The 20,287-nt window shown below is 69.5% G+C and carries 17 protein-coding genes and 1 pseudogene; 10 read left to right on the forward strand and 8 right to left on the reverse strand.

Annotation, left to right across the window (positions count from 1 at the left end; translation table 11 throughout):
* A complete protein-coding gene (locus ACH4YP_RS29220; protein ID WP_398493513.1) occupies positions 1-1,440 on the reverse strand; it encodes an ABC transporter permease in 1,440 nt (479 codons plus the stop codon).
* A gap of 193 nt (positions 1,441-1,633) precedes the next feature.
* On the opposite strand from ACH4YP_RS29220, the gene ACH4YP_RS29225 reads away from it, so the two are divergent.
* Both ACH4YP_RS29225 and ACH4YP_RS29230 read left to right on the forward strand, forming a co-directional pair.
* Positions 1,634-2,296, forward strand: a complete 663-nt coding sequence (locus tag ACH4YP_RS29225) for a response regulator transcription factor (RefSeq protein WP_361060300.1) — start codon at positions 1,634-1,636, stop codon at positions 2,294-2,296.
* Entirely contained in the window at positions 2,293-3,573 is a 1,281-nt protein-coding gene (locus tag ACH4YP_RS29230) for a HAMP domain-containing sensor histidine kinase (protein ID WP_361060298.1), read from the forward strand. Before ACH4YP_RS29225 ends, ACH4YP_RS29230 begins: the two co-directional genes overlap by 4 nt.
* A 16-nt stretch (positions 3,574-3,589) precedes the next feature.
* On the opposite strand, the gene ACH4YP_RS29235 is transcribed toward ACH4YP_RS29230, so the two are convergent.
* Together ACH4YP_RS29235 and ACH4YP_RS29240 are read right to left on the reverse strand one after the other, a co-directional pair.
* Positions 3,590-3,907: a hypothetical protein gene (locus ACH4YP_RS29235; protein ID WP_398493843.1), complete on the reverse strand. Its 318-nt coding sequence runs from the start codon at positions 3,905-3,907 to the stop codon at positions 3,590-3,592.
* A gap of 121 nt (positions 3,908-4,028) precedes the next feature.
* Positions 4,029-4,271 (reverse strand): annotated as a pseudogene (locus ACH4YP_RS29240) (MBL fold metallo-hydrolase); the annotation flags it as partial.
* 280 nt (positions 4,272-4,551) lie between these two features.
* Between ACH4YP_RS29240 and ACH4YP_RS29245 the strand changes: the two are divergent.
* The gene (locus ACH4YP_RS29245; RefSeq protein WP_361060295.1) at positions 4,552-5,097 is read left to right on the forward strand and encodes a hypothetical protein; all 546 of its coding nucleotides are present in this window, start codon (positions 4,552-4,554) and stop codon (positions 5,095-5,097) included.
* A 29-nt stretch (positions 5,098-5,126) separates the two neighbouring features.
* Here ACH4YP_RS29245 and ACH4YP_RS29250 read toward each other — a convergent pair whose 3' ends face one another.
* Genes ACH4YP_RS29250 through ACH4YP_RS29260 form a run of 3 tightly spaced genes read right to left on the reverse strand, consistent with a single transcriptional unit; the run spans position 5,127 to position 8,538 of the window.
* Positions 5,127-5,831, reverse strand: a complete 705-nt coding sequence (locus ACH4YP_RS29250) for an ABC transporter ATP-binding protein (protein WP_361060293.1) — start codon at positions 5,829-5,831, stop codon at positions 5,127-5,129.
* Positions 5,832-5,839: 8 nt separating this feature from the next.
* Positions 5,840-7,228: an FtsX-like permease family protein gene (locus tag ACH4YP_RS29255; protein ID WP_398493516.1), complete on the reverse strand. Its 1,389-nt coding sequence runs from the start codon at positions 7,226-7,228 to the stop codon at positions 5,840-5,842.
* Positions 7,229-7,263: 35 nt separating this feature from the next.
* Entirely contained in the window at positions 7,264-8,538 is a 1,275-nt protein-coding gene (locus tag ACH4YP_RS29260) for an ABC transporter permease (RefSeq protein WP_398493518.1), read from the reverse strand.
* A 133-nt stretch (positions 8,539-8,671) separates the two neighbouring features.
* On the opposite strand from ACH4YP_RS29260, the gene ACH4YP_RS29265 reads away from it, so the two are divergent.
* The gene (locus ACH4YP_RS29265; RefSeq protein ID WP_361060287.1) at positions 8,672-9,334 is read left to right on the forward strand and encodes a response regulator transcription factor; all 663 of its coding nucleotides are present in this window, start codon (positions 8,672-8,674) and stop codon (positions 9,332-9,334) included.
* A complete protein-coding gene (locus ACH4YP_RS29270; protein ID WP_398493520.1) occupies positions 9,325-10,554 on the forward strand; it encodes a sensor histidine kinase in 1,230 nt (409 codons plus the stop codon). Before ACH4YP_RS29265 ends, ACH4YP_RS29270 begins: the two co-directional genes overlap by 10 nt.
* A gap of 40 nt (positions 10,555-10,594) precedes the next feature.
* On the opposite strand, the gene ACH4YP_RS29275 is transcribed toward ACH4YP_RS29270, so the two are convergent.
* Positions 10,595-11,431, reverse strand: coding sequence for a methyltransferase domain-containing protein (locus ACH4YP_RS29275; RefSeq protein WP_361060283.1), 837 nt, complete (start codon positions 11,429-11,431; stop codon positions 10,595-10,597).
* A 150-nt stretch (positions 11,432-11,581) separates the two neighbouring features.
* The gene (locus ACH4YP_RS29280; RefSeq protein ID WP_398493522.1) at positions 11,582-14,182 is read right to left on the reverse strand and encodes a PA14 domain-containing protein; all 2,601 of its coding nucleotides are present in this window, start codon (positions 14,180-14,182) and stop codon (positions 11,582-11,584) included.
* Between the two features lie 157 nt (positions 14,183-14,339).
* On the opposite strand from ACH4YP_RS29280, the gene ACH4YP_RS29285 reads away from it, so the two are divergent.
* The 5 genes from ACH4YP_RS29285 (at position 14,340) to ACH4YP_RS29305 (ending at position 20,117) form a co-directional block, all read left to right on the forward strand.
* Positions 14,340-15,353, forward strand: coding sequence for a LacI family DNA-binding transcriptional regulator (locus ACH4YP_RS29285; protein ID WP_398493524.1), 1,014 nt, complete (start codon positions 14,340-14,342; stop codon positions 15,351-15,353).
* 164 nt (positions 15,354-15,517) lie between these two features.
* The gene (locus ACH4YP_RS29290) at positions 15,518-16,615 is read left to right on the forward strand and encodes an ABC transporter substrate-binding protein (RefSeq protein WP_398493526.1); all 1,098 of its coding nucleotides are present in this window, start codon (positions 15,518-15,520) and stop codon (positions 16,613-16,615) included.
* Between the two features lies 1 nt (position 16,616).
* Positions 16,617-18,134, forward strand: coding sequence for a sugar ABC transporter ATP-binding protein (locus ACH4YP_RS29295; RefSeq protein ID WP_361060275.1), 1,518 nt, complete (start codon positions 16,617-16,619; stop codon positions 18,132-18,134).
* Positions 18,127-19,089: an ABC transporter permease gene (locus ACH4YP_RS29300; RefSeq protein WP_361060273.1), complete on the forward strand. Its 963-nt coding sequence runs from the start codon at positions 18,127-18,129 to the stop codon at positions 19,087-19,089. Before ACH4YP_RS29295 ends, ACH4YP_RS29300 begins: the two co-directional genes overlap by 8 nt.
* Entirely contained in the window at positions 19,086-20,117 is a 1,032-nt protein-coding gene (locus tag ACH4YP_RS29305; protein WP_388466349.1) for an ABC transporter permease, read from the forward strand. The genes ACH4YP_RS29300 and ACH4YP_RS29305 overlap by 4 nt, the downstream gene beginning before the upstream one ends.
* The last annotated feature ends 170 nt before the right edge of the window (positions 20,118-20,287 follow it).

Consider the following 20,287-nt stretch of genomic DNA (forward strand, 5'->3'; position numbering starts at 1 on the left):
TCAGTCGCCCTTCGTGAGGATGTCGCGCGGATTGAGGCGGAGGATCCGGATGCCGGGGACGATCGTGGCCAGGGCCGCGATACCGAGGCCGGTCGCGCCGACCGCGCCGAAGTCGCCCGCACCGAGCTTGATGTCCATCGAATCGATGGGCTCGGCCTGCGGGGTGTCCTCCTTCTCGATCCCGGTGGAATCGGACGGGTCCCGCTCCCGGCCCGAGTCGGCGGCGGAGTCCTTGGCCGACGAGACCTGGTCGGAGAGCAGCTGGTCCCCGATGCCCTGGGCGATGAACTGGCTGCCCGCGGCGGCGAAGCCGATCGCCAGGGCGGCGCAGGCGACCACCTCCACCAGGTGCTGCCCGAGCAGTTTGGGCTTCTTCTCGCCGAGGGAGAGCAGGATGCCCATCTCCTTGCGGCGTTCACGCATGTTCGAGGCGATGACCAGGGCGAGGATGGCGGTGCCCGCGATCGCGACCAGCCAGACGGTGACCGAGGCGAAGTCCGCCGTCTTGTTGATCGGGCCGACCATGGCCTTGTACTGCTTGTCGTTGACGCTCAGCGGGAAGATCCTGGTGTCGATGCCGGCCGCCTTCGCGTCCTCCTTCAGCCGGCCCAGGTCGTTGGGGTTGCGCAGGATGAAGGAGGCCTCACGGAGGGCCGCTCCGTCGGCGGTGGGTTCCTTGCCCTGCAGCCGGGTCGCACCCTCCGGCGTGACGTAGATCTGGTTCGAGGGGTCGGCCATCGCCGGTACGTACGAGCCGGTGTCGACGATGCCGTTCCTGAAGATGCCGCCGACGGTGAACTCGACCTTCTTGCTGCTCATGCCTCCCTTCCGGGGATCGACCTCACCCACCCTGACCTTGATCCTGTCGCCGACCTTGAGACGGTTGTCCTCGGCCACCCGTTCCTCGATGACGATGAGGCCGGTCTCGCTGTCCGGCTTGAGCCCGGAGCCGGAGACGATCTTCGAGTCGCCGTTGCGGAATTCCTTGACCGAGTTGATGTCACGGACACCGGCCGCCCTGAAGAGATCCGTGCCCGTGGTGTCCTGCCCGGCCGGCGGCTCACCCTGCCGGTGCAGCTTGACCTGGTCGGTGGGGGCCGCGCCACTGTCCACGGTGTAGTTGCACTGCGCCACGACCGACGACTTGCAGACCTTGTCCACGAGCTTGCTGTGCAGATCACCACCGGCGCCGATGGTGCCGGGCCGGGCGCCGTTGCTGTTCGACGCCCCGCCCGAGTTGATCAGCGCGTCCACGTCCAGCTGCATGGTGGCCACCACACCCACGCTGCTCTTGGCCGAGTCCGCGGCGCGGGCCGCGGCGGATTGGATCAGGAACCCGGACAGCACCAGGGTGCAGATGACGAAGAACAGCCCGACGAACATCACCGTCTTGCCCGGATGGCCCCGCAGTCGCCACCAGGCTCGCTTGAACAGATTCATGAACACGACGCTAGGAGAGCGGTGTTTTGAGGGGTGTTTGCGAGTTCCGGCCGCTGCCGGGCGACTCATACGCGGACCAAAGACGTCGTTTGATAGGACAGTTCCGGTACGGGTTCGATATCGGCGGTGTACGGAGAACACCCCCGCCGGATTCATGAGGGAACCGGATTCATGAGGGAAAAGGTTGTCGCGGGTGCGCGTGTTGGTGGTCGAGGACGAGCAGTACATGGCGCGGGTCCTGGAGATCGGACTGCGCCGGGAGGCCATCGCGGTCGACGTGGCACACGACGGGACCACGGCCCTTGAACGGGTCACGGTCTACGACTACGACGCGGTGGTCCTGGACCGCGATCTGCCCGGTGTGCACGGCGACGAGGTGTGCCGCCGGATCGTTGCCATGGACCTCGGCTGCCGCGTCCTGATGCTGACCGCGGCCGGACGTCTCGGCGACAAGGTCGAGGGCCTGGGCCTGGGCGCCGACGACTATCTCGCCAAGCCCTTCGACTTCCCCGAACTGGTCGCCCGGCTGCGCGCCCTGTACCGCCGCAGCCCCATGGCCCACGCCCCCGTGCTCACTTTCGCCGACGTGCGGCTCGACACCCATCGCCGCCGGGTCACCCGCGCGGGCGCCGAGGTCCGCCTCACCCCCAAGGAACTCGCCGTCCTGGAGCTCTTGATGCGCGCCGACGGCGGGGTGCTGAGCTCCGAGTACCTGTTGGACAAGGCCTGGGACGCGCACACCGACCCCTTCACCAACGCGGTACGCCTGGTCGTGCACACTCTGCGCAAGAAGCTCGGAGACCCCCAGCTGGTGCACACCGCGATCAGCGCGGGCTACTACCTGGAGACCGGGTGAACCGCCCCCGACGCACCAGGGCACTGAGCATCCATGCCCGCCTCTACCTCGGATTCGGGGCCGTACTCGGGGTGTGCGCCGCGCTCATGGCCGCGATCGTCTACGTCGGGATGCGCTTCCTGCCGACGTACGACCTCAGCAGGACCGTGGTCGCACCGCCCGGCTCCTCTTTCGTCCAGGCCTCGCCCGGAGCCCCGGCCGATCCCTCGCCCCGGTCCTCCGCCCCGCAGCTCTCGCCCAGCCGGAGCCCCGGCATCCAGCCGGGCTCCCAGACCAAGTACCTGGGCGACATCTCCAGCAAGGAGGACGTCTGGAACACGGTCCTGCTGGTGTCCCTCGGCGGCGTACTCCTGGTGATGGCAGTCGGCCTCGGAGCCGGCCGGCTGCTCTCCAGGCGACTGCTCGCACCCCTGCACACCATCAGCGAGGCCGCGGCGAAGGCGGCGGACGGCAACCTGAGGGACCGTATCGACGCCCAGGGCCCCGAGGACGAGCTCACGCGGCTCGCCGACACCTTCGACACGATGCTCGCCCGGCTGGAGGAGTCCTTCGCCGCGCACCGACGGTTCGCCGCGAACGCCTCGCACGAGCTGCTCACCCCGCTGGCCACCACCCGGGCCGCCCTCCAGGTCGTCGGCGACGATCCCACCGGCGCGGAGTTCGCCGAGCTCGCCCCGATGCTGCGGGAGACCAACGAGCGCAACATCAGCGTCGTACGCGCCCTGCTCGACCTGGCGGGCGCGGACCACGCCCCCTTCGACCCGGACCCGGTGGACCTGGCCGAGCTGGCGGAACTGGCCGCCGCCGAACGCTCCGAGCGGGCGGCGGCGCTCGGCATCCGCCTCGATGTGGACACCGAACCCGACCACGAGGGCTACCAGGGCTACGAGGCCACCGGAAACGCCACCCTGCTGCGGCAGTTGGTCCTCAATCTCCTCGACAACGGCCTCGCCCACAACGTCCCGGAGAACGGCACCGTCCACCTCTCCGTCTTCCGGGAGCGGGCCACGGCAGTGGTCGTGGAGGTCGAGAACACCGGCCCGCAGGTCGACGAGGCCGTGGTGGACCGGCTCTTCGAACCCTTCTACCGGGTCCGGGCCCGGGTCGGCAGCGACCGTTCGGGCCACGGCCTGGGCCTGGCCATAGTCCGCTCGATCGCCTCGGCCCACCACGGCACGGCCACCGCGAGTGCGAACCGCCGGGGCGGGCTCACGGTTCGGGTCGAGATCCCCGCGCCCCAGGTCGGCCGGCGGCGGCTTCCTCAGGAACGTCCATGACCTCCTGCAAGGTTGATCACGACGTCACACAGGCTCTGGGCAGGCTCGCCCCCGTGGAGTCGCCGCCCGGGGTTTCGGCCGCTTCGGCGTCGGCGGCCCTGCCGCGCAGCATGAGGTCCATCACCGCCATGAACCGCTGCGTACGCGGCCGGCCGAGCACGCAGGGGTTCGCTCCGTCGGGCCGGTTCCGGAGCTGCTCCGCGCGTTGGAGACCGTGGTCGTCGGGGTGGTTGGACAGTTCCACGTCCACGTTCGCCTGGCGGATCCGGTCCCGGAAGGAGTGGATGGACGCCAGGTAGGTGCGCAGCTCCGTGAGTGAGGTGGGCGGGTTCATGCCGCCCCACAGCATGGCGGAGTGGCGCTCGCGGCCCGCCCGCACGGGGGTGATCGGCGAGACTGTGCCCGAGGTGTGGCCCGGGGTGTGGTGCAGTCGGATCGTCGTGCCGCCGAGCGTGAGCCGTTGCCCGTCCGTGATCTCCAGATCCCGGGTGGGGGCATGGTCCGGACGGGTGCGGGCGATCAGGTCCCAGTCGGCCGGTGTTCATCACCACCCGTGCTCCGTAGCGGTCGGCGAGGTACTGCGCGCCGCCGAAGTGGTCGTCGTGGCCATGGGTGACGACGACGTACTTGATCGTCTCCTTCCGCCTCTTCCGCTCCGACGGCCACCGCCGGTGAGTCGAGTGCGAACGAGCCCGCACCGGCGGTGAGTCCGAGGGCGGCGAGCCGGCCGAAGCGACGCCTGGACGGGTGGCCGGTCGAGTCCTCGGGTCCGGGTAAATGGGTCATGGTGGGTCTCCTGACTGCCGTTCTGACACGTGAGCCGCAATCGGCGTCACGATAGGCAGCTGTGCCGGAACGAGTCGCGCCACCGTCCACGGCACCCCGTACGAGGCCCTCGTCGTGCCTGGTCGGTTCACTGCCGGGTGACGCCTGGGCCTCCCGCCCGACAGACGATCCGGTCCACCTACACTTCCGCCCATGATGCCTTTGGACGATCCGCGCTGGCCCGCCCTCGACCACCGGGGCTGGTCCAAGGGCCAGGGCAGCGCGCCCGACGCCCCCTTCGTGCCCGACGAGTTGCGCCACCTGATGGCCGACCCGGCGAACGGCGGACACTTCAACGACCTGTGGCCGTACCTGTGTTCCGAGGGCACCGCCTGGCCGGCCGCCTACGCCGCCGTGCCGTACGTCGTCACGATCGCGCGCGGGCTTCCTCCGGCCAAGCGCGACGACTACCTGTACGTCGTCGGCCTCGTGGCGATGTGCTCCGGCGAACTCGGCGAGACTCCGGCCGACCTGCCCGACGACATCGCGGACGCCTATCGTCAGGCGCTCCCCGAGGCCATGACCCTCCTCGCGGACACGTTGGCCACCGCGGAGCACGACCAGATCACCACTCGCTACCTGCTCGCCGCCGCGGCGGCCCTCAAGGGCCACCCCGAGTACGCCGAGATCCTCAACGATCTCGACGTCCACGCAGAGTGCCGGTCCTGCGGCGAACCCATGCTGGAGCTCCCCGAGTAGCCGCGTGCGGCAAGGGAACCGCCCAGGTGTCACTCCGTCAACTTGCCCTTGCGCAGGGTGAGTACGCGATCGGACTGGGTCGCCAGGCGCTGGGAGTGGGTGACGACCACCACGCACTTGTCCTGCTCGTGGGCCAGTTCGCGGAAGGTGTCGATGATGCCCTGGGCGGTGTCCTCGTCGAGGTTTCCGGTGGGTTCGTCGGCGAAGAGGATGTCTACGTCGCAGGCCAGGGCGCGGGTGATGGCGACGCGCTGCTGCTGGCCACCGGAGAGCTTCATGACGTTGCGCGTGGCCATGTGTCTGTCCAGGCCGACCTGCTCCAGGAGTTCGAGAGCGCGGGCCCTGCGGCCGCCACCGACCGGCTTCGCGCCGGTGATCTCCATGGCGGTGGTGACGTTCTGCAGGGCGGTCATGTAGGTGAGCAGGTTGTAGTGCTGGAAGATCGTGGCGGCGTGCTTGTTGCGGTAGCGGCCGAGGCCGAGCTTCGTCAGGTCCTGGCCGTTGAAGCTGATGGTGCCCCCGGTGGGTGCGTCGAGGCCGCTCGCGAGGCTGAGCAGGGTGGTCTTGCCGCTGCCCGAGGGTCCTAGGACCGTGTAGAAGGTGCCTCGCCGGAAGCTGTAGTCGATGTTCTTGAGCACGGTGGTCCGGCGGCGCTGGCCGACGTAGGTGTGGCTGACGCCGTCGAGCCGGAGGACGGGCGGGGGTTCGGTGGCGGTGGTGGGTTCGGTGGTCATGGTGATGGTCACTTGCCCTTCGCGAGGATGGTCCGCGGGCTGAGCCGCAGTACGGAGGCGGCCGGGATGGCGGTGGCGAGCAGTCCGAGACCGAGGCCGACGGCGCCCACGGTGGCGAGGGCCGCCGGGTCGAGGCGTATGTCGATCCTGTCGATGGGGTCGGCGTTCTCCACGGGCTTGTCGTTCGGGTTGATGCCCTGGTCGATGCCGGTGGTGCCGGGAGCCGGGGGCTTCCAGGAGTCGAGCTTGTGCCGGGCCGCGGCGGCCTCTTCGCCGAGCAGCGACTGACTCGCGCTCTGGGTCAGGCTCTGGGTGAACAGGGAGCTCAGGCCGATGGCGAGGACCGCGACCGCGACGATCTCCAGCGCCTGCTGGGCGATGAGTTTCCACTTCTTCTCGCCCATGGCCAGCAGTACGCCGTACTCCTTGCGGCGCTGCTTGACCGCGAGGTTGACGAGGAGCACGAGGACGGCGGCGCCCGCGATGCCGATCAGCCACATCGCGAGGGCGGCGGTGGAACCGATGCTGTCCAGAGGGCCCGTCATCTGCCGGATCGCCTTGTCGTTCGCGTCCAGTTGGAACCCGTCGAGCTCGGACCCCGCGATCCGCTCGGCCTCCGCCTTGAACCTCGCCAGGTCTCCGGCGTCCTGGAGGAGGAACGTGGCTTTCCTGACCTGGAGCGACGCGTCCTTGGTGGCGTTGAGCCCGGCGAAGCCGCCGATGGACGCGTACAGCATGTTGGCCGGGTCGCTGAAGTACTCGGGCTCGGGTTCGGAGCTGGGGCGCGGATCCCGGTAGATCCCGGTCACGGTGAACTCTGCCGTGGCCTTGCCTTCGTTCGCCCCCAGGGTGATCTTGTCGCCGGCCTTGAGGCCGTTCTTCCGGGCCAGCCTCTCCTCGATCAGCAGCAGGTGCTTGTCCTTGTCGGCGGCGGTGATGTGCGCTCCGGACAGGAGTTGGAAATTGCCGCTGCGGAAGTCGGGAAGGAGTGCCGAGTCGAGGACTCCGATGGTCGGGGTGCCGCCGGGACCCATGTCGGAGGCCCCGGTGTCCACTCCCCCGGTGACCAGCTCGGTGCCGCCCTTCACGACGCCGCGGTCGAACATGGAGTAGTTGTACTTGTGGACCAGCTTGGAAGCGCCCAGCTTCTCCACCGCCGCGGCGCTGATCTGGGGGGCCACCAGCCCTCCGCCGGCGTTCTGGCTGTTCAGGTCCATCTCCAGGTTGACCTCGGCGCCCACGGAGCGCTTGGCCTCGTTCTTGGCCTGGGCGGTCGCGTCCGCGATCAGTACGCCGGCCAGCACCATCACGGAGATGACGAGGAAGGTGCAGAGGGTGATCAGGGTTCTGCCCCTGCGGGACCACAGGCTGAGCCCTGCGCGTTTGACGAAGTTCATGTCGGTCGGCTCTCCGGTTTGTGTCGGTGCGGTGCTTATTCGCTGTCGGTGAGGATGGAGCGGGGGTGCAGGCGGAGAATTCCGATGCCGGGGACGACGGTGGAGACCAGGGAGATGCCGAGGCCGATGCCGGCGACCTTGCCGAGGTCGGACGGCTGGACGCGCATCTCGGGCGGATCGGCCGATGTGTCCGGGGATCCGGGCCCTGGGGAGGAGGCTGACTCCTCGTGGCTCAGCAGCGCGTCGCCCGCCTGCTGGGCGGCGACCTGACCGGCCAGGGCGGCGACGGCCACCGCCGGCAGGGCGACGGCGGCCACTTCCACGGTGTGCTGGCCGATGAGCTTCCACTTCTTCTCGCCCAGCGACAGCAGCATGCCGAGTTCGTCGCGGCGCTCCCGGATCTGCAGCATCACGATGAGCCCGAGAATCAGCGCCCCGGCCACGGCGATGAGCCGCACGATCAGCCCGGCGAGGGTACCGACCCGCTGGATCGGGCGGACCTGGTCCTTGTACGCCTTGTCGTTGACGCGGAAGTCGAACGACCCCGTGCCGAGAAGCCGCCGCGCCTCGGCGTGCAACTGCTCGGCCTGTTCCGGCGAGCCGATCCTGAAGACCGCTTCGGCCAAGTCACCGGCGCCGGGGCTCAGTTGCCGCACCGTGCGGACCGGTGCGTACAGCGCGTTGCCGGGCAGCAGATGCGGCGGCGTCCACCTCGTCGGGTCGGGCGTCGGGTCGCGGTAGATCCCGACGACCCTGAGCGGCACGGTGCGCTTGCCGTCGGCCGACCGCGCGCGGATGGTGTCGCCGACCTTGAGCCCGTTCTTCTCGGCCAGCCGTTTCTCGACCACGGCGACCTCGCGGCCGGCGTCCTCAGGGGTGATCCCCCGCCCAGCTGTGATCTTGTTCGAACCGTACGAGAAGGGCAGCAGCAGGCCCGAGTCCCGTACTCCGATCAGCGCCAGGGGATGCTGTGTCTTCGCCCCGGCGCGGTTGCCACGAGGCCGCGGGACGTCGGACTCCAGCGGCTCGATGCCGCGGGCGTCTGCCTCGATCGGGAGCCGCGGGTTGTAGCGGTGGACCTGCGGGGACGCCCCGAGCCGGTCCACCAGCGCCGGAGTGAGGGCCTTGCCCTTCAGCGTCACGTCGACGCCGATCGTCCGCTGTGCGTCCGCCTCCTGACGGGCGGTGGCGCCCTGCAGCAGGAAACCGCCCAGCAGCAGGGTGCAGATGACGACGAAGATCCCCAGCAGGACGGCGGTCCTGACTTTCCTGCCACGCAGGCTCAGCCCGGCGCGCTTGACGAAGTTCATGGCCACGACAGAAGCAGGGCGGCCTTTGCAGCGGGATAAGCGCGTTACAGGAGCGTAAGAGCGCTGTACGTGCGATGCGGGCGTGCCGCTGTCCTTACTCCGTTGCAATGCCACGCCGGGTTTGATGGGGCGCATGAGAGTTCTGGTAGCCGAGGACCATCGTGTCCTCGCCCGTACGATCGCCACCGGTCTGCGTCGGCAGGCGATGGCCGTGGATCTCGCCGTCTCCGGTGACGAGGCCGAGCGGATGTGCCTGCTCACGGATTACGACGTGCTGATCCTCGACCGCGATCTGCCGGTCATGACGGGCGACGAGGTGTGCCGACGGCTGCGCGAACTCACCGACCCGCCAAGGATCCTGATGCTCACCGCGGCCGGCGAGATCACGGACAAGGTGTACGGGCTCACGACGCTCGGGGCCGACGACTATCTGGCCAAGCCCTTCGACTTCGCCGAACTGGTCGCCCGGATACGGACGCTCGGCCGCCGAGTGCCCAAGTCGCCACCGGTGGCGCTGCGGCACGAGGGCATCACCCTGGACCGGGCGCGACACGAGGTGTCCGTGGGGGGCCGGCCGCTGGAACTGACACCCAAGGAGTTCGCGGTCCTGCGACTGCTGATGGAGGCTCAGGGCGTGGCGGTGCCGCACGACGAACTCGTACGCACCCTCTGGGACGAGCACCTCGACCCGCGCACGACCGTGGTTCGGGCCGTCGTCAGCCGGCTGCGCCGCAAACTGGGCGACCCCGGCCTCATCACCGCCGACAAGGGTCAGGGATACCGGCTGTGCGACTGAACCCGCGGGCGCTGCTGCGGGGCATGCCGTTCCGCGCCCGGCTGACCGCGGCCTTCTCCGTGCTCTTCCTGCTCTCGGGCGCGGCGCTGCTGGCCTTCGTGGTGCTGCTCGCGCGCTATGGAACGGCCCAGCAGGTCAAGGGAATCGAGATCACGAAGGACGTCGTGCCGAACGGCGGCGGGTTCACCGCAGGCCCCGCGCCCGACGGTTTCACCGCAGGACCCGCGCAACCCACGGACCCCCAGGGAACGTTTCCGCCGTCGCTCAGGCCTCGCGACGACTTCGCCCTGGTCCGGCAGGTGGACCAGACCGTACAGGCCGTGCAGGACACCGCCCTGCGGCAGATGGTCCTCTGGTCGGCCGTCGGGCTGCTCGTCATGGCACTGCTGGCCGGACTGGTCGGCCGGTGGCTGGCCGGGCGGGCACTCAGACCGGTCGCCGCGATGACGGAGGCCACTCGCCGGATCAGTGAGCAGAACCTGCATCAGAGGCTGGCGCTCACCGGCCCCGACGACGAACTCCAGCGCCTGGCCGACACCTTCGACACCATGCTCGACCGGCTGGAGAAGTCGTTCGAGAGCCAGCGGCGCTTTGTCGCCAACGCCTCCCACGAACTCAGGACGCCGCTCGCGGTCCAGCGCACCAGCCTGGAGGTCGGCCTCGCCGATCCCCTCCCCGAGGGTCTCGCCGACGTACGCGAGGATCTGCTCGCCGCCAACCGTGAGGCCGAGCGGCTGATCAACGCGCTGCTGCTGCTCGCCCGCAGCGATCGCGGCCTGGAGGAGACCGAAGCCGTGGACCTGTCGGCCACGGCCCGGCTGGTGGCGGCCGAGCTCGCCCCGCAGGGCAAGGACGAGCAAGTGGACGTAGAGGTGTCGGCGGACGGGCAGTTGACCGTCCTGGGTGATCCCGTGCTGCTGCGCCACCTGCTGACCAACCTCGTCCGCAACGCCGTTCAGTACAACCACACCGGCGGCCGAGTCCGGGTGGTGATCGACGGCCGTACGCTGACCGTGGCCAACACCGGGCCTCCGGTGCCCGCAGACCGGGTACCGGAGCTCTTCGAGCCGTTCCGTCGCCTCGCCCAGGACCGTGTCGGCACCACGGGGCACGGGCTGGGCCTCGCGATCGTCCGCTCCATCGCCGAGGCCCACGGAACCGAGGCAACGGCCGAACCCGGCCTGCCGGGCGGCCTCGTCGTCACCGTCCCTTTCCCGTGATCCGTGTTTCTTGGCCGCCCGCTGTCAGCCCCGGCGCCTCTCAGCCCCGGCGCCCGGTGATCCGTACGCCTCCGATCCCGCCGCCCGCGAGCAGTGTGCTCACCGTGTCGTAGAACCGGAGCAGCCGCCCGGCGAGCGGCTCACCGTGCAGTCGTACGCGTTCCTCGTAGCCGCGCCGGAAGGCGTCGGCGCGGTCGCGTACCCAGGGCAGCCACAGGCTGGTGGCGTCCGTCCAGGCCACGTCCGTGAAGCCGGCTCGTGCGAGGTCCTCGCGGTACCGGGCCTCGTCGGGGAGGTAGGGACAGGCGACGAGGCCGGCGAGGTCGGTCTGTTCTTCGTCGGTCAGGGGGCGGAGGGTGTAGAAGTCCTCGATGTAGAAGGTGCCTTCGGGTCGGAGAAGGTCTCGGCAGACGTCGAAGAGCTCGTCGCGTCGCGGAATGTGCAGGATCGCCAGGAGCGAGATCAGGTGGTCGTACCGCTGGGTCCAGTCGGCGCCCTTCAGGGTCAGGGCATCGGCCTCGACGGCGCGGACGCGCTCCGACAGTCCGCACAGCGAGGTGAGTTCCTCGCTCAACCGGTGGAGCTCCGGCTGCAGTTCGACCGCCGTGAGGCGGCACTCGTACCGCTCGGCGAGATAGCGGGCCGGTCCGCCGAGCCCGGAGCCGATGTCGACGACATCCGCGCCGGGGGTGATGTCCAGTCGCGCGACGGCGTGGTCGAGGGCGTGGTGACCGAGGTAGTGCAGCTGGTCGTACGGTTCGAGATCGCCCGGAGTGAGCGGGCCGAGGCGGCTCAGGAGAGGGGTCAGTGCGTTGCGGACGTACTGGAGGTCGTACAGGGCCATGTCGTCGAAGCGGGTGCTGTTCTGTTCCGTCACGCGGGCATCCTTCCCACGCAGGCGTGTTCCGGATGCCCCCATGCAGTCATAAATCGGGCGAAGTGGCGGCAGTTCGGTCCACGAAGACCGGATCGTGGGACCGGAGCCGCCCGGCGAGCGGAGGTAAGCCGTTCGCCGGGCGGTCCAGGATCAGGCGCAGCCGTTGGGAGTCGGCCGCGACACGTCGTTGATCAGTGCCTCGTGGGCCGCCTTGACGCGCTTCACATCGGGCTTGACGACCTTGCGGTCGTAGGTGATCAGCCCATTGAGCTCGCCCTCGACGTCCGCGATCTGGGTGTAGACCGCACCGTTGCCGCCCTTGCAGGCCAGGGCCTGCACCTCGGCGAGCTTGGTGAGGTAGTCGTCGGTGTACGTGGCCGGGTCGACGTCGACGTACGACTGCTGCACCGACCAGGCGTGTCCGGGCACCGCCAGGCCGAGGCCGCCGTACTCGCCCATGACCGTGGCCCGTCTGCCGTCCGGACGCGGTGGCAGCGCGGGGCTCGGGTAGCCGTGTTCGTCCATGATGTCGCCGGTGCCGCCGTCGGCGCCGAGGTTGAGGCCCGACTGGTTGTTGACCAGGCGGGTCGGGTCCCAGGCCTTGGCCTGTGTGGCGATGCGACCGACGTCGTACTGGCCCCACCCTTCGTTGAAGGTGACCCACATGACGATGGACGGGCTGCTGATGTGCTCGTCGATCATCTGCTTCATCTCTAGTTCGTACTCGGCGCGGGCCGCGGTGGACGGGTTGACGCCCGCCGTCATGGCCGGCATGTCCTGCCACACGAGCAGGCCGAGCCGGTCGGCCCAGTAGAACCAGCGGTCTGGTTCGACCTTGATGTGCTTGCGGACCGAGTTGAAGCCCATGGCCTTGTGCATCTTCAGGTCGTAGGCCAGGGCCTTGTCGCTGGGGGCGGTGTGCAGACCGTCCGGCCAGAACCCCTGGTCGAGGGTGGCCATCATGAAGACCGGTTTGCCGTTGAGGACGGTTCGCGGTGTTCCGTTGACGTTCTCGACGGCGATGGACCGCATCCCGAAGTAGCTGTTGACGCGGTCGGCGCCGACGCTGACCTTCAGGTCGTACAGGAACGGGTCGTCGGGCGACCACAGGCGGGGCTTCTTGATCTTCAGGGCGAGCGGGCTTCCGGTGCGTCCGGTGACGGTGGCGACCTTCCGCTTTCCGTCGTACGCGGTCGCGGTGACGGCGAGTCCGGGGCGTACGCCCTGCGGCTCGACGGTGAGGGTGCTCGTCGCGACGTCCGGGGTGAGCTTCAGCGAGTCGACGTGGTCGGTGGCGACCGGCTCCATCCACACGGTCTGCCAGATACCGGAGGACGGGGTGTACCAGATGCCGCTCGGGTCGAGGCGCTGCTTGCCGACGGGCGGGTTCTCGCCGCTCGCGGCGTCGGTCGGGTCGTAGACGCCGACGATCAGCTCCTGGGTGCGGCCGGGCTTGAGGGCGTCGGTGACGTCGGCGCTGAACTTGTCGTAGCCGCCCTTGTGTTCGGCGACCTTGGTGCCGTTGACGTAGACCTCGGAGCGCCAGTCGACCGCGCCGAAGTTGAGCTGCAGGCGCTTGGCGGAGCCGATCTTCCAGTTGGACGGGACGGTGAAGGTGCGCCGGTACCACATCCGGTCCTCGTGCCGCTCGATGCCCGACAGCTGGGACTCGACGGGGTACGGGACGAGAATCTTCTCGGCGAGTTTCCGGCCCACCGGGGGCTGCTCCCCCGCCTTCGCCGCGGCGAACTGCCAGCTGCCGTTGAGGTTCTTCCAGTCGCCGCGGGTGAGCTGCGGCCTGGGGTACTCACGGTGGGCGTTGGCCGGGGTGACCTTCTCGCCCCACGGAGTGCTCAGCTGGTAGGTGGACTTGTTGGCGCCGCTGCTCCAGAAGGCCTTGACAACGTTGCCGTCCTTGCCGGAGAGGCCCCCTGATCCGTCGTAGCGCACATCGGCGGCGCCACGCGCGGTGCCGGTCTTGTTGCCGACCACGGGTTCCTTGAGCGCGACCAGCAGTGATCTCGGGTTGGCCGGATCCAGGCGTGCCCGGCCGAGCGGCCAGGTGGCTCCGCCGATCACCGCGTCCAGGTGCTCGGTGAGACCGGCCGGCGCGGCCGCGAGTGCCTGGACGAAGTCGAGCCGCAGGGTGCGGCCGTCCTTGAGGACCGTGGCGGCGATGGCCCCGTTGTAGTCGTAGCCCTCGGGCAGCAGGAAGGCCGACTGCGGGACGGCGGACTTGGTGCCGCCGGGCGGTGTCCAGCGCACGTGGAGGTTGGAGCCTCCGTAGTGCTCGAAGTACTCGATCTTGATGTCGTAGGCCTTGCCGGCGGTCAACTCCACGGGGGCGCCGGTCTGTTCGCGGTCCCAGTCGTCGACCCAGTGGTCGATGACGGGTTTCCCGTCCACCCAGAGGCGGAAGCCGTTGTCGCCGATGATCGAGAAGGTGGTGGGACCAGTTTTCTCCGGCACGATCCGGCCGGTCCAGCGGACGGAGACGTCGTCCGACCGTCCGGTGGCCGATCGCAGACGGGGCTCCAGGTTGTCGAAGTCGAGCTGCGGGTCGAATCCGGTGGCTTTGAGTTCGTGGAAGTCGAAGGCGCCGGGGGCGGACTGGGTGTAGTACTCACCCTTGAGGCCGTGGATCTCGGGATCCTCCGCGGCCGTCGCGGCAGGTGCTGCGGCCAGTCCCGCGGCACCCAGCACTGCTGCGACGAGCAGGGCGAGGCTGTGTTTGATGGGTCTGATGCGCACGAATCCTCCTTGGTTGAGGAAGGGTGGCGGCTCGGTGCTTCAGTCTGTACAACGTTGGAAGCAGAGGCAGTTGGCATGAGAGCACGGCTCTCGGCCGCTGTCCAGGTCCATGACAAAGCTCCGGTCGCGGAGCCCCCGCCGATGCCGAGGAGATCCCTTGCGGGTCAGCCTGAAGGACGTGGCCGAACGGGCCGGCGTCTCGATCAAGACGGTTTCCAACGTCGTGAACAACTATCCGCACGTCACACCGGCGATGCGGGCCAAGGTGCAGGAGGCGATCGACGAGCTCGGCTACCGGCCGAACCTCACCGCGCGCCATCTGCGCAAGGGCCGTACGGGCATCATCGCGCTCGCCGTTCCCGAGCTCGGCAATCCCTACTTCGCCGAGCTGGCCGGCGCGGTGATCGACGCGGCGGCCCAGCATGAGTTCACGGTCCTGCTCGACCACACGCGCGGTGACCGCGAGCAGGAGCTGCTGGTCAGCCAGGGCTTCCGGGCCCGGGTGATCGACGGGCTGATCCTGAGCCCGCTGGAACTGGAGGCCGAGGACCTGCACGGCCGGGCCGACGACGTGCCGCTGGTGCTGCTCGGCGAGCGCGAGTACGACCTGCCGTTCGACCACATCGCGATCGACAACGTATCCGCCTCGCGAGAGGCGGTGCGCCATCTGCTCGGCCGCGGCCGGACCCGGATCGCCTACCTCGGTGCCCGCACCGACTCCGCGAACCGCCCCGCGCATCTGCGACTCGACGGCTGGCGGGCGGAGTTGACGGCGGCGGGCCTGCCGACCACGGACGACATGGTCGTGCCCGTCGACGGCTGGGACCGGGACGACGGGGCCCGGGCCATGGCCCGGCTGCTGGACTCGGGCATCCGGCCCGACGCGGTCTTCGCCTACAACGACCTCATCGCGATCGGCGCGATGCGGGTGCTGCACGAGCGCGGGCTCAGGGTGCCGTGGGACGTCGCCGTGGTGGGTTTCGACGACATCGCCGAGAGCCGCTTCGGAGCTGTCTCACTGACCACGATCGCGCCGGACAAGCAGGCCATCGCACGCCTCGCGATGGGCTCACTGCTGCGCAGCCTGTCGGGCCGTCAGGAACCCGGAGGGCGCGAACTGACCGCGGAATACCGGCTGGTGGAGCGGGAAAGCACCCTCGGACGACGCTGACGGCGGTCCGGACCAACTGGCCGAGATTTCGGACGGGAGGGTTTACAGCCCACTTCCAACGATGTAAAAAACTCCCCTGAACGACGTGCACGCCATGTTGACCGCAAGTGCCGAACTCCCCGGGAGCGCTCTCAGCGCCGGGGCCGCGCCGTTTGGGGACTCCCATGAAGCCCACCGCACTTCTCCGTCGTACCTCCGCACGAACCCTCCTCGCCACCGGCCTCCTGACAAGCCTCGTCCTGACCACCGGATGCACCAAGTCCGAGGACTCCTCCGACAGCGACAAGTCCGCACCCCAGCAGGGTGACGCCGGCCAGCAGGTCGCCTCGCCCAGCACCGGATCCGGGCCCGCCTGCACCATCGACGCATACGGAGGCGAGAAGCTCGACCTCAAGAGCGCCACCGTCGGTTTCTCCCAGTCCGAGAAGGCGGCCAACCCCTTCCGGATCGCGGAGACCGCCTCCATCAGGGCAGAAGCCAAGAAGCGGGGCGTCAAGCTCCTCACCGCCAACGCCCAGTCGCAGTTCTCCAAGCAGATCAGCGACGTCCAGGACCTCATCGCCAAGGGCGCCGACCTGCTCGTCATCGCACCGCTCAACTCGGACGGCTGGGAACCCGTGCTGCGCACGGCGGCGGCCAAGCACATCCCGATCGTCACGGTGGACCGCAAGATCAACGCCACCGCCTGCAAGGACTATGTGAGCTTCATCGGCTCCGACTTCGTAGAACAGGGCAAACGGGCCGCCGACGAGATGATCGAGGCGACCGGGGGCAAGGGCGACATCGCCATCCTGCTCGGCTCGGCGGGCAACAACGTCACGACCGAACGCACCAAGGGCTTCGTCGACCGGATCAAGGACAAGGCGCCCGGTCTCAAGGTGGTGTTCCAGCAGACCGGCGAATTCGCCCGCGAGAAGGGCCAGTCGGTCACCGAGAACCTCATCCAGTCCAAGCCCGGGATCAAGGGCATCTACGCCGAGAACGACGAGATGGGCCTCGGCGCCGTCAACGCCCTCAAGGGCGCGGGCAAGAAGCCGGGCGCCGTGAAGATCGTGACCATCGATGGCACCCGCAACGCCGTGCAGGCCATCGTGGACGGCTGGATACACGGCGTCATCGAGTCCAACCCGCGCTTCGGACCGCTCGCCTTCCAGACCCTCGACACCTTCACCCAGGGCTCCGAGGTGGCTCAGGACATCGTTATCAAGGACAGCGCGTACACCGAGGCCAACGCCCGGTCGGACCTCGACAAGGCGTACTGAGATGCTCGCTGTCACCGGCGTGTCCAAGGTCTTCCCCGGCGTGAAGGCGCTGTCCGACGTGGACTTCACCGCCCGCGCCGGGGAGGTCCACGCCCTCGTCGGCGAGAACGGCGCGGGCAAGTCGACCCTGATCAAAGTACTCACCGGCGTCTATCGGCCGGACGCGGGCGAGATCGTCCACGACGGCACACCGGTCCGCTTCGCCACACCCCTGCAGGCCCAGCAGGCGGGCATCTCGACCATCTACCAGGAGGTCAACCTCGTCCCGCTGATGAGCGTGGCCCGCAATCTCCTCCTCGGCCGCGAGCCTCGCGGCCGGCTCGGCCTCATCGACTTCCGGCGCATGCACCGGGAGGCGGACGAGGCACTGCGCGGCCTGGGCATCCGCGTCGACGTTAGCCGCCCGCTGCGCGAACTCGGCGTCGGCGCCCAGCAGATGGTGGCCCTCGCGCGTGCCGTCGCCATCGACGCACGTGTCGTCATCATGGACGAGCCCACCTCCTCGCTCGAACCGCGTGAGGTGCGCACCCTGTTCGACGTGATCCGCATGCTGCGCGAGCGCGGCATCGCCGTGGTCTACGTCAGCCACCGCATGGACGAGCTGTACGAGATCTGCGACATGGTCACCGTGCTGCGTGACGGCCGCGTGGTGCACACCGGCCGCCTCGCCGAACTCGACCGGCTGGCTCTGGTCTCGCTCATGCTGGGCCGGGAGATCGGCGAGGTCCGCAGCGAGGGCCTCACCAAGTTCACCGGATCCCACCACGCGTCGGCCGAACCCATGCTGCGCGCCGAGGGGTTGACGGTCCGTCATCAGTTGCGGGACGTGTCACTGTCCATCCGTCCGGGCGAGGTCGTGGGCCTGGGCGGGCTGCTCGGCTCGGGCCGCAGCGAGACGGCCAGGGCCGTCGCCGGGGCGCTCCCGACGGACTCGGGCCGGGTCTCGGTCGGCGGCACCGCCGTGCGCACCGGCTCCACACCGGCCGCGATCCGCGCCGGCATCAGCCTGCTGCCGGAGGACCGAAAGGCCGAGGGCATCGTCCCCGGCCTTTCGGTACGGGAGAACATCGCGCTCGCCGCCCTGCCCTCGCTGTCCCGGTTCGGCCTGGTGGACGACGCCCGTATCGACCGGATCGTCGACACCTTCGTACAGCGGCTGCGCATCAAATCATCCGGCCCGCACCAGAAGGTGGGCGAACTCTCCGGCGGCAACCAGCAGAAGGTGCTGCTGGCCCGCTGGCTCGCGCTGCACCCGAAAGTGCTGCTGCTGGACGAGCCGACCCGCGGGATCGACGTCGGCGCCAAGGCGGAGGTACAGGCGCTCATCGACGAACTCGCCGACGACGGACTCGCCGTGCTCCTGATCTCCTCCGACACCGAGGAGCTGATCGAGGGCAGCGACCGGATCCTCGTACTCAAGGACGGGGCGGTGGTGGACGAGTTGACCGGCGACGCCGTCACCGAGGACGCGTTGATGCGGGCTATCGCGGCCGAACCCGCCGGGAGCCACCATGACTGAACTCGCCCTCGCTCAGGGCCGGGTGGACCGCGACCGGCTGCTGCGCCTGCTCCAGGAGTACGGCGTCTACGCGGGCGTCGCCGCGCTCCTGGTCTTCAACTTCGCCTTCACCGATCACTTCGTCTCCGCGGAGAACTTCCGCACCCAGGCCGTCCAGGTCGCACCCGTCCTCATCGTCGCGCTGGGCATGGCGCTGGCGATCGGTACCGAGGGCGTCGATCTGTCGGTGGGTTCCGTGATGGCCCTGTCCACCTCGCTGCTGTCCCTCTATCTCGGCTACGGGCCGTGGGCCGCCGTGCTCGTGGCGGTGGCGGGCGGCATCCTGATCGGGCTCGCGAACGGAACGCTGGTCGCCCACCTGGGAGTTCAGCCGATCGTCGCCACACTCGCCCTCATGGTCGCCGCTCGCGGCCTGGCCCTGGTCCTGCTCCCCCAGCTCAAGGACGTACGCGATCCGGGCATGACGGCGCTCGGCTCCGGCGACGTGCTGGGTGTGCCGTATCTCGTCCTCATCGCCGTCGCCCTCGCCCTGGTGGTGGCCTTCGTGGTGCGCCGCACCACCTTCGGGCGGCAGTTGCTCGCCATCGGGGACAGCCGGCCGGCGGCCCGCCTCGCCGGCCTGCCCGTCCGCCGGGTCCTGATCGTGGTGTACGCCTGCTCCGGCGCCCTGGCCGCGGTGGCGGGCGTTCTCGCCACCGCCCGGCTGACGGCCAGTGACCCGACCTCGCTGGGCACGCTGATGGAGCTTTCGGCGATCACCGCCGTGGTCGTCGGCGGCACTCCCCTGTCCGGCGGCCGGGTCCGGATCGGCGGCACGGTCGCCGGTGCCGTCCTCATCCAGCTGCTGACCACCACGCTCGTCAAGCACGACCTGCCGCCGTCGTGGACGCAGCTGGCCCAGGCCGTGGTGATCGTCGGCGCCGTCTACGCGGCCCGCGAACGGGGGAAGCGATGACCACCGAGACCACGGAAGCCGACATGCAGCCCGACGCCGTCCGAAAGGTCACCGACGAGGACCCGGGACCGAGCCGCACCGACCGCTTCAGCGCCCTCGCCCAGCAGCACGGGGCCCTGGTCACCCTCCTGGTGGCCATGGTGGTGGCGTCGCTGAGCTTCGACACCTTCCTGACCGGCGACAACCTGGAGAACATGGCGCTGTCCTCGGCCTTTCTCGCCGTGGTCGCGCTCGGCATGACGTTCGTCATCGTCACCGGCGGGATCGACCTGTCGGTCGGCTCGCTCTTCGCCCTCGGCGGAGTGGTGGCTGCCTGGGGCTCGCAGTACGGCTCGGCGGTGGCCCTGCTGCTCCCGCTCGCGGTGTGCGGGCTGATCGGCCTGGTCAACGGCCTGCTCATCGCCCGGTCGGGACTCGCCCCGTTCATCGTCACCCTGGCCGCCATGCTCGGCGCACGCGGCATCCTGCTGGCGATCACCGACGAGGGCTCGCGTACCTACCTGGTGGACAAGGACTCGTTCCTCGCGACGCTCGGCCAGGGCTCACTGCTCGGGATCGGCGTGCCCGTCTGGATCACGGTGGCGCTGTTCGTACTGGGAGCCGTCGTACTGCGACGCACCAGATTCGGCCAGTACGTGTACGCGGTCGGCGGCAACGAGGACGCGGCGGCCCTGATGGGTGCCCCCGTGGCCCGGACGAAGATCGCGGTGTACGCCGTCTCGGGGCTGTGCGCCGGCCTCGCGGGCGCGCTCAACGCCGCCTGGCTGCTGTCGGGTGTGACGATCCTCGGCTCGGGCATGGAGCTGGAGGCCATCGCGGCGGTCGTCATCGGCGGCACCTTGCTGTCCGGCGGTTTCGGCTTCGTCAGCGGATCGCTGGTCGGGGTGCTCCTGCTGAAGGTGATCCAGAACGTCATCAACCAGATCGGCTCCCTCGACTCCGCCTACCAGCAGGTCGTCAGCGGCGCCTTCCTCGCCGTCGTGGTGGTGGCCCAGACCTGGCTCGGGCGCAGACGACGGGTCCTGTGACCGCGGCCTTCTTCGTGACTCCGTGACGACGACCTCGATGTGCGGCGCGGGGGGGCCCCCGCCGGCCCGCCCCCCCCCCCCGCGGCCCAGCCGGGCGCCCCCCCGTAGGGCGGGGGACCCGGGCGGCCCGGCCCCCCCCCCGGAACCCCCCCCCCCAACCCCACCCCCCG

This window comes from Streptomyces sp. NPDC020747 (assembly GCF_044334695.1).
Taxonomy (GTDB): domain Bacteria; phylum Actinomycetota; class Actinomycetes; order Streptomycetales; family Streptomycetaceae; genus Streptomyces.